This is a genomic window from Pseudophaeobacter sp., assembly GCF_039971195.1.
Lineage (GTDB): Bacteria > Pseudomonadota > Alphaproteobacteria > Rhodobacterales > Rhodobacteraceae > Pseudophaeobacter.
Map to the genome: position 1 here is coordinate 1 of NZ_JBDWPJ010000116.1, position 9,340 is coordinate 9,340.

At 59.7% G+C, this 9,340-nt stretch carries 9 protein-coding genes and 1 pseudogene; 5 read left to right on the forward strand and 5 right to left on the reverse strand.

Annotation, left to right across the window (positions count from 1 at the left end; translation table 11 throughout):
• Nucleotides 1–1,429, forward strand: a pseudogene (locus tag ABJP42_RS10155) (chemotaxis protein CheA); the annotation flags it as partial.
• A 101-nt stretch (nt 1,430–1,530) separates the two neighbouring features.
• Here ABJP42_RS10155 and ABJP42_RS10160 read toward each other — a convergent pair.
• The 5 genes from ABJP42_RS10160 to nthA all read right to left on the reverse strand — a co-directional run bounded on the left by ABJP42_RS10160 (nt 1,531) and on the right by nthA (nt 4,874).
• Nucleotides 1,531–1,767, reverse strand: a complete 237-nt coding sequence (locus tag ABJP42_RS10160) for a DUF2842 domain-containing protein (RefSeq protein WP_348340194.1) — start codon at nt 1,765–1,767, stop codon at nt 1,531–1,533.
• Complete coding sequence (locus tag ABJP42_RS10165; protein ID WP_348340195.1) at nt 1,767–3,080, reverse strand: adenylosuccinate synthase; 1,314 nt, start codon at nt 3,078–3,080, stop codon at nt 1,767–1,769. The genes ABJP42_RS10160 and ABJP42_RS10165 overlap by 1 nt, the downstream gene beginning before the upstream one ends.
• A gap of 128 nt (nt 3,081–3,208) precedes the next feature.
• Nucleotides 3,209–3,541 carry a nitrile hydratase accessory protein gene (locus ABJP42_RS10170; protein WP_348340196.1) on the reverse strand — a complete coding sequence of 111 codons (333 nt, stop codon included), beginning with the start codon at nt 3,539–3,541 and terminating at the stop codon, nt 3,209–3,211.
• Complete coding sequence (nthB, locus tag ABJP42_RS10175) at nt 3,538–4,242, reverse strand: nitrile hydratase subunit beta (RefSeq protein ID WP_348340197.1); 705 nt, start codon at nt 4,240–4,242, stop codon at nt 3,538–3,540. Before nthB ends, ABJP42_RS10170 begins: the two co-directional genes overlap by 4 nt.
• Complete coding sequence (nthA, locus tag ABJP42_RS10180; RefSeq protein ID WP_348340198.1) at nt 4,239–4,874, reverse strand: nitrile hydratase subunit alpha; 636 nt, start codon at nt 4,872–4,874, stop codon at nt 4,239–4,241. Before nthA ends, nthB begins: the two co-directional genes overlap by 4 nt.
• Before the next feature lie 175 nt (nt 4,875–5,049).
• Here nthA and secG point away from each other — a divergent pair, with 175 nt between their 5' ends.
• The 4 genes from secG to ABJP42_RS10200 all read left to right on the forward strand — a co-directional run bounded on the left by secG (nt 5,050) and on the right by ABJP42_RS10200 (nt 9,200).
• Complete coding sequence (gene secG, locus ABJP42_RS10185; protein ID WP_348340199.1) at nt 5,050–5,421, forward strand: preprotein translocase subunit SecG; 372 nt, start codon at nt 5,050–5,052, stop codon at nt 5,419–5,421.
• A 163-nt stretch (nt 5,422–5,584) separates the two neighbouring features.
• Complete coding sequence (gene pyrG, locus ABJP42_RS10190) at nt 5,585–7,228, forward strand: CTP synthase (RefSeq protein WP_348340200.1); 1,644 nt, start codon at nt 5,585–5,587, stop codon at nt 7,226–7,228.
• 221 nt (nt 7,229–7,449) lie between these two features.
• Nucleotides 7,450–8,346 (forward strand): fructose bisphosphate aldolase, encoded by an 897-nt coding sequence (locus ABJP42_RS10195; protein WP_348340201.1) that lies wholly within the window; start codon nt 7,450–7,452, stop codon nt 8,344–8,346.
• Between the two features lie 104 nt (nt 8,347–8,450).
• Entirely contained in the window at nt 8,451–9,200 is a 750-nt protein-coding gene (locus ABJP42_RS10200; protein WP_348340202.1) for a nuclear transport factor 2 family protein, read from the forward strand.
• Nucleotides 9,201–9,340: the final 140 nt, after the last annotated feature.

The window sequence follows — 9,340 nt, forward strand, 5'->3', positions numbered from 1 at the left end:
GACGCAGACCGAAGAAGACGACAGCGAGGCCGCCAGCACCATCGATATGGAAGCTGACGCCAATGATGAAGACATCTCTCGGGTTCTTGACCGGCTTGACCTGACAGGTGAGCTGGCTGGGGCAGACAATGCCCCTGAAGAAACCGCGACCAAGGAAGCTGAAGCCGAGGAAACTGCCACCGAAGAAGAAGGCGATGCTCTGCTCGGCGCGCCTTCTGACGCGGCTGTCGCAGATCAGGACACAGTTCAGGACGCAGACAGCGCCCAGGAACAGGTCAGCCGCCCCAAACGCGGCATGCGCCGCCTGCCGGTAGTGGATGCGAATGTTCAGCAGGCAGAGCCTGAGGCCAGTGTGGCAGCGGACGCCGCACAAACTGCCCCCCCTGAAGAAGCCGAAAGCCCCGCCGAAGCCCGCCCCACAGCAGCTCCGCTGCGCGCCCGCATCGTTAAGATGAAGCGTGCCGATCTGGAACAGGCCATGGCCACGGGCAATTTGGAAGAGGTTGAAGAGGATGGCGTAGAAAGCTCGCTGGATGCGGATGACGAAGCCGAATTGATGCGCGAGCTGGCAGAGGTAGAAGCCGACCTGCTGGCCAGCAATCAGGAAGACGAAGCGGACCCTGCAGAATCCGTTGCAGAGGCAGAAGCCCTTGCAGAAAAAGAGGCTCAGGAAGAAACACAGGCCGTCAGCGCCCCGGTTGCTGAAGCGCCAGCCGAAACCCGCGACACGGCCGCGCCATCTCCGGACAGCGATGTCTCACGTCTGATGGCCGCTGCCGAAAGCAAACTGGGCGATCCAGACAATGCCACCTCGCGCGAAACCTACAGCCATCTGCGCGCAGCCGTTGCCGCCGCCGAGGCTGACCGGTCCGCAGGCGACCATTCTGCCCAGGCGGATGAGGCAGAGGCCTACCGCGAAGATCTTGCCAATGTGGTGCGCCCCCGTCGCCCAGGGTCCAATGCCGGTGCAGGTGGTGGTGCCAAAGCTCCCCGTCCCCGCTCGGGTGGGGAACGCCCGGCGCCGCTGAAACTGGTCGCAGAACAGCGTATCGACCCAGCTCCAGAGGCCGCCTCCTCCAAGCCAGTGCGCCCGCGCCGTATTTCCACACCAGTGGAAGAGCCCGCGGCTCAGGCTGGCACTGAGGGGAGTTTTTCCGACTACGCCCAGGACCGTGGCGCCGTAGAGCTGCCTGAGCTTTTGGAAGCCGCCGCCTCCTACCTCAGCTTTGTCGAAGGGCGTGATCACTTCTCGCGGCCACAGTTGATGAGCAAGGTGCGCAGCGTTGGCCACGCCGATTTCAACCGCGAAAACGGGCTGCGCTCCTTTGGCCAGCTGTTGCGAGATGGCAAGATCGAACGCGCCAACAATGGTCATTTCTCGGCCACCGATGACATCGGTTTCCGCCCGCCTGAACGTGCAGCGGGCTAAGCCGCGCCAAACAGGGACGACCAATCAGGATTGATCTCAAATAGAAAAGGCCCGACCAGAGTAAATTCCGGTCGGGCCTTTTTCTTGTTCAATCGCCAGAGCTATTGCTCTTCGGCATCCGGGTCTTCTTTGCCGACGCCGCGAAAGACGAATTTGAAGGGCAAGACCCAAAGCACACCCAGTACCGCATAGATCAGCAGCTCCAGCAGGATCGGAGGCCGCTCGAACAGGCTCACCACGTTGACCGCGACGATAATGTAGAGCGGCATGCCGATCAGCAGAACCACCAAGGCCCAACGACGACGCGCTTTATAGCTGAGGCCCGGCTTCTCCGACATCAGTCCGCAAAGGGATCGGTCACCAGAATGGTGTCGTCCCGCTCCGGGCTGGTAGAGAGCAGTGCCACAGGGCATTCGATCAGCTCTTCCACGCGTTTCACATATTTGATGGCATTGGCGGGCAGATCGTTCCAGCTGCGCGCCCCTTCGGTGCTTTCACTCCAGCCGGGCATTTCCTCATAGATCGGCGTGCAGCGGGCCTGCTGATCGGCTGCGGTGGGCAGATAGTCCAGACGAGTGCCGTCCAGATCATATCCGGTGCAGATCTTCAGGGTTTCAAACCCGTCCAGCACGTCCAGTTTGGTCAGCGAGATGCCGGTGATGCCGGAGGTGGCGCAGGTCTGGCGCACCAGGCAGGCATCAAACCAGCCACAGCGGCGCTGACGCCCGGTGGTGGTGCCAAACTCATGACCGCGCTCTCCCAATCGCTGACCATCTGCATCGGGGGTGCCGTCAGCACCCAGCAGCTCGGTTGGGAAGGGGCCTTCGCCAACGCGGGTGGTATAGGCTTTGACGATGCCCAGCACGTAGTCAATCGAGCCCGGGCCAATGCCTACGCCGGTGGCGGCCTGGCCGGCAATCACATTCGACGAGGTGACAAAGGGATAGGTGCCAAAATCGATGTCCAAGAGCGCGCCCTGCGCCCCTTCGAACAGGATCCGTTTGCCGGATTTGCGCTTTTCATTCAGCACTTTCCAGACCGGAGCGGCATATTTCAAGATTGCAGGCGCGACCTCGCGCAGCTGCGCAATCAAAGCATCGCGATCAACCGGGTCAAAGCCCAGCCCCTTGCGCAACGGATCATGGTGCTGCAGCGCACGGTCAACGCGGGCTTCCAGGGTGGCTTCATCCGCCAGATCCGCAACCCGGATGGCGCGGCGGCCAACTTTGTCTTCATAGGCGGGGCCGATGCCCCGACCAGTGGTGCCGATCTTGGTCCCCTTAGAGGCGGCCTCTTCGCGGGCGCGGTCCAACTCGCCGTGGATGGGCAGAATCAGCGGGGTATTTTCCGCAATCATCAGGGTCTCGGGGCTGATATCAACACCCTGCGCCTGTACGGTTTCGATCTCTTTCAGCAGGTGCCAGGGGTCCAGAACCACCCCATTGCCGATGACGCTCAGCTTACCACCGCGCACCACACCCGAAGGCAGCGCGTGCAGTTTGTAGACCTTGCTGTCAATGACAAGCGTATGGCCGGCGTTATGACCGCCCTGAAAACGCGCAATCACATCTGCACGTTCGCTGAGCCAATCAACGATCTTGCCTTTTCCTTCATCACCCCATTGGGCGCCGACTACCACGACATTGGCCATCTCAGGTCCTTTGTATGCTGGTTTGAATCTATGCTGGTGAAAACCAGAGCCCCGTATAGCGATGCCATGCCCGCGTGGAAACCGCTAAATCGACGCAGAAGCGTTACAAAAGGCAAGGCAGCAGCAGATCAGCGCTTGAGATGCACCGGTTCACCGTGCGGCGTGCTCAGATAGGCCTCTTCCCAGTCGCGCTGGACCAGTGCAACCTCCTGGGCGCCGGCATTTCCGGCGCGGGCGAGAATCGCCTCCAGAGTTTCCAGCCAAGCGTTGAAATAATCCGCGCCGCCGTCCAGCTCCCGGCTCAGCCCGTTGCGCCGCAGGGTTTCAGAAAACTGCGCCACCCAGTCGGCCCAGCTAAACCGCCCGGCCTCGTTGAGAGACACAGTGAGGGCAAAGACCTGTGCGTGCCAGGGTTCCAGAAAGGCCGGTTCCGGGGCGCTATGACTGATGTAATCGCTCATCCCTCAGCCTCAGAATCTGTTCCCTTGTCCGGTTGCAGATAGCTCTGCCACAGATCCAGCACCACCTCGTCATTTGGGTGCTCGGGATATGGCCAGAGCTCTGAGGCTTTGAAAGCAACCGCATAGAGCGGCTCAGGAGCCTCCCCCAACCCATGGGCGCTGCAGTCTGGCAGCACATGGGCACCGTGCTGGAGCAGGATCTCACCACGGGCACCGGCGGCATAGTCCGGTAGCCGGGTGTGACCACCATCAACCAAGGCAGAACCTCCGGGATGGCGCGTTTTGACCTGGTCGCCGACACCAAAGGCGGCAACAACATCGCTGTCGCGATTGGCCGGGCCACCCTTGGCCAGCACGCCGGCAACGGCCTCTTGCTTGAGCACCTTGGAGGCCAGGGCATGCAGATCCTCACTGCCCTGCCCCATCAGATCTTCACGCGTCAGCACGCCCTTCTCCACCAGAAGGTCCGCCAGCGCCGAGATCCATTTCTCGTAGTAGGAAAACCGGGTGTAGTCCTTGGGTGAGAGCCGTTCGCGGGCGTGGCGCGAGGTATCGATGTTCCATTGCCCCAAGGACCCACAGGCCAGGGTCACCGCCAGGGCGCGGGCGTGCCAGTCGGTGGCAAAGACCGGCGCGCCCTCAGCCTCCGGCACAACGGGACCATCACCGATTCGCCCGCCCATGTCATGTACACGGCTCATGCGCTCTCCCCACTTTCAGTACTGACTGGCGTTGCCAAGGCGGTCCCGATCATAGAATCGCGAGAGACCAATGATGCGAGCATATCTTCGCTCAGCCCCGCGCTGCCCTCGGGGCGCATTGGCAAAACCAGATAGCGGACCTCTGCCGTTGAATCCCAGACTCGTACAGATGTCTCTGCTGGCAGGGTCACGCCAAAGTCAGCCAAGACCTTGCGGGGTTCGCGCACCGCGCGGGCGCGGTAAGCGTCGGATTTATACCAGCCCGGCGGAATACCCAGCAGTGGCCACGGGTAACAACTGCACAGGGTGCAGACGACCATATTGTGCTGCTGAGGCGTGTTCTCCACCACCACCATATGTTCACCCTGACGGCCATAATAGCCTAGCCCCGCCAGCACCGGATCGGCATCCTTCAGCAAAGCGGCTTTGAACGCTGGATCGCTCCAGGCCTTTGCCACCACGCGGGCGCCATTTTGTGGGCCAATCTTGTTTTGATAGGTATCTATGATCTCGCCCAGCGCCGCCGGATCTATCAACCCCTTGCGGGTGAGAATCGTTTCAAGAGCCTTGACCCTCAAAGCAGGTTCAGAAGGCAAAAGCGCGTGCGGGTGGTCAGAATGATCATGAGGCATAAGCACAGCCTGCCCCAGGGCCAAGCCCTGCGTCCAGTCACTTTTTTCTGTGTTTCCACCCCAGTTTCACGGGGTGCCAGTGGGTCAGTTACAACAATGCAAACTGAGGCCTTGCCCCTGTCGCCATTCTTGCCTATTTACCGCCGGATAGTTTTGCCAACAGCCGCAGGAACCTATGGAAAACGTTGTTCTCATCATCCATCTTCTTTTGGCTCTTGGCCTGATTGCCGTCGTGCTGTTGCAGCGCTCCGAAGGCGGAGGCCTGGGAATGGGCGGTGGCGGAGGTGGCGGAGCCATGTCCGGCCGGTCTGCAGCCACGGCTTTGGGCAAAGTGACCTGGATCCTGGCTATCGCCTTTATCATCACCTCGATAACGCTGACGGTTCTGGCCGCACAGCGCTCTGCCGGGTCTTCGGTTGCCGATGGCTTCCAGGCGCCTGCCACTGAGGATGGTGGTGTCGCGGATGCACCCACAGTGCCCGAGGGCAGCCATCTGTTGCCCCCCACCGAGGGTGACAATGCGCCGCTGGTCCCCAGCGCCGACTAAGAACTACAAGACCTAGAATTGTGATTGGGAACCGTAACAGCATCTTGCGGTTCCCTTGCGCATGCCGCGCGAATCCTCTATATGTATAGCCCCGTGGTGCAGCGGTTTTTCACAGCCGCCGGGCAGCTATTTTCTGACTTCTCACGGGGGCAGCCGAACACTCATGGCGCGTTTCATCTTTATCACTGGTGGTGTTGTTTCATCGCTTGGCAAGGGCTTGGCGTCTGCCGCTCTTGGGGCACTTTTGCAGGCGCGCGGCTACTCTGTCCGTCTGCGCAAACTGGACCCCTATCTGAACGTCGATCCCGGCACCATGAGCCCCTTTGAACACGGGGAAGTCTTTGTCACGGATGATGGCGCCGAAACCGATCTGGACCTCGGCCACTACGAGCGTTTCACCGGGGTGCCTGCCCGCAAGACCGACTCGATTTCCTCTGGGCGGGTCTACACCAATGTGTTGGAAAAGGAGCGCCGCGGCGACTACCTGGGAAAAACCATTCAGGTGATTCCACACGTTACCAATGAAATCAAAGACTTCATTTCGATTGGCGAAGACGAAGTTGATTTCATGCTCTGTGAAATTGGCGGCACGGTGGGGGACATCGAAGGGCTGCCCTTCTTTGAGGCCATCCGCCAGTTCAGCCAGGACAAAGAACGCGGTCAGTGCCTGTTCATGCACCTGACACTGCTGCCTTACATTAAAGCCAGCGGCGAACTGAAGACCAAGCCCACCCAGCACTCGGTAAAAGAGCTGCGCTCCATCGGTCTGGCACCTGATCTGCTGGTCTGCCGCTCGGAAGGCCCGATCCCGAAGAAAGAGCGCGAAAAACTGGCCCTGTTCTGCAATGTGCGCCCCGATGCGGTGATTGCGGCACAGGATCTGAAATCCATCTACGAGGCGCCGCTGGCCTATCACCGTGAAGGGATGGATCAGGCGGTTCTGGATGCCTTTGGCATCTCGCCTGCACCCAAGCCAAACCTGGCCCGTTGGGAAGATGTTGCCGACCGTATCTACAACCCCGAAGGCGAAGTGCGGGTGGCCATCGTTGGCAAATACACCCAACTGGAAGACGCCTATAAATCCATCGCCGAGGCGCTCACCCATGGGGGCATGTCCAACCGGGTGAAGGTCAAAATCGAATGGGTTGATGCCGAACTCTTCGACCGCGAGGATGCCACGCCACATCTGCAGGGCTTCCACGCAATCCTGGTCCCCGGCGGATTTGGCGAGCGCGGCACCGAAGGCAAGATCAAAGCGGCGCAATATGCCCGTGAGCACAAGGTGCCCTATCTGGGCATCTGCCTTGGTATGCAGATGGCCGTCATCGAGGCGGCCCGTAATGTGGCAGGCATCAGCGAGGCGGGCTCGGAAGAGTTTGATCATGAGGCCGGCAAAAAGCGGTTTGAACCCGTTGTCTACCATCTCAAGGAATGGGTGCAGGGCAATCACAAGGTTCAGCGCAAAGCCGACGACGATAAGGGCGGCACCATGCGTCTGGGCGCCTATGACGCCACCCTGACCGAGGGCTCCAATGTGGCCAGCGTCTATGGCAGCAGCCATATCGAAGAACGCCACCGTCACCGCTATGAGGTGGACACCAAATACAAAGAGAAGCTGGAGGCCTGTGGGCTGAAGTTCTCTGGCATGTCGCCCGATGGTCGCCTGCCCGAAATCGTCGAATGGCAAGATCACCCCTGGTTCATCGGCGTTCAGTTCCACCCGGAGCTGAAATCCAAGCCCTTTGCGCCGCATCCTCTGTTTGACGGGTTTGTGCGCGCAGCCAAGGAAGCCTCGCGTCTGGTCTGATCCAGCCCTGGCCTCCGGGACGCGCCAACAAGACTTTCCTAAGCGGGCTCCTTTCGGGGCCCGTTTTTGCATTCGCTTCGGCGATTTATCGCAGCTTTGCCCGGATCAGCACAAAACCCTCTCCCGTTAGCGCAAGCGCTTGCTGCCACAACTTGTTTCTTGTGACAGGGACGCTATAGACGAGGCCAGATTAGAAACGTTTTTCGCGGAGAGACCGGATCATGGCACAAGAGATTAACCAGGAACAGTTTGACCGTATCGCAAATGGTGGCGGCTTCATTGCCGCGCTGGATCAATCCGGCGGCTCTACCCCAAAGGCGCTTGGCCTTTATGGTGTCACCGAAGATGCCTATTCCAACGACGATGAAATGTTTGGCGAGATTCAGAAGATGCGCGCCCGTATCATCTGCTCCCCTGATTTTTCCTCTGGCAAGATCCTCGGCGCCATCCTGTTTGAAAAAACCATGGACAATGCCATCGACGGCACACCGGTTCCGGCTTACCTTTGGGAAAAATGCGGCGTTGTGCCCTTCCTCAAGGTCGATAAGGGTCTGGCGGATGAAGTCGACGGCGCCCAGATGATGAAACCGATGCCCGAGCTGGACGCCCTCTTGGCGCGGGCCGCCGACAAGGGCATTTTTGGCACCAAGATGCGTTCGGTGGTGAAAGAAGCCAACCCGCAGGGCATCAAGAACGTGGTGGCGCAGCAGTTCGAAGTGGGCAAGCAGATCGCTGCTGCCGGTTTGGTGCCGATTATCGAACCTGAGGTAGACATCAACTCCCCGACCAAGGGCGAGGCTGAAATCTTCCTCAAGGCGGAAATCAAGGACCAGCTGGATGCGCTGCCCGAGGGCACCAAAGTCTCGCTGAAGCTGACCATCCCCAACGAGGCCGGCCATTATGATTCCCTGGCTGATCACCCCGCCGTGGTGCGTGTTGTGGCGCTTTCGGGTGGCTACACCACCGATGACGCCTGCGAAAAGCTCACCAAGAACACCAAGATGATCGCCTCTTTCAGCCGCGCGCTGACCGAAGGCTTGAACGTTGCAATGTCCGAGGATGAATATAACGCCGCCCTCGGCTCCAACATCGAAAAGATCTACCAAGCCTCGCTGTAAGCCAGGTTGCTTTGGTATGCTTTCAGGCCGTCCCACCGGGGCGGCCTTTTTTTCGTCCCGCGTGCCCCCTATGCTGGACTGGCCTCACACATAAGGACGCTGCCATGCCCTGCAAGAAAGAACTGCTCAAAACCTTTCTCAAAGGCATCGAAACCGGCGATGCCATGGCCGCCGCGGTGGTCAACGAGGCCAAGTACATCCAGCACAATCCCCAGACCCATGAGGGCAGCGAGGGCATAGCAAGCCTGTTTGCGCGGCTATCCAAGACCGACCCAAAGGTGACATTTGTCCGGGTCTTTGAGGATGGGGATTTTGCCTTTGCCCATATCCAATATGATTTTTCCAGCCTACGCGTGGCCTTTGAGGTGTTTCGCTTTGAGGATGGTCAGGCGGTGGAGCACTGGGACAATATCCAACCCGACCAACCCCTGAACCCCGCCGGGCGAGGTATGCTGGACGGCAGTGTCGCGATTATGGATCGGGACAAAACCGAAGCAAACCGCGCCCTGGTGCGTGAATTTGTTCAAGAGGTCTGCGTGGCGCAGCGTTTCGACAGGTTGCCGGACTATGTCCGGGCAGATCTGCTGCAGCACCACCCAAAGATAGGCGACGGAGCCAAAGCCCTGCATGCGGCGCTCCAAGCTACAGCTGACTCTCTGCACTATACTCAGGTCCACCGGGTTCTGGCCGAGGGCAATTTTGTGCTCTGCGTCTCTGAGGGCTGGCACGGTGATCTGCACTCCAGCTTTTACGATCTGTTTCGTATGGAGGCCGGGCGCATTGTCGAACAGTGGAACACCACTGAAACCGTGCCGCCACGCGCCGAGTGGAAGAATGACAACGGCAAATTTTGATCTGGCCTAGCCTTCTCCTTCCGCAAAGATCTCTGCCAGCCAGCCCTCAAACAGCTGAACCTCGGGTCTGAGCGGCCCGCGCTCCGGGCGGTGAATCAGGTAATGCGATTGCTGAAACGGCATCTCTGGCCCGGCAATGG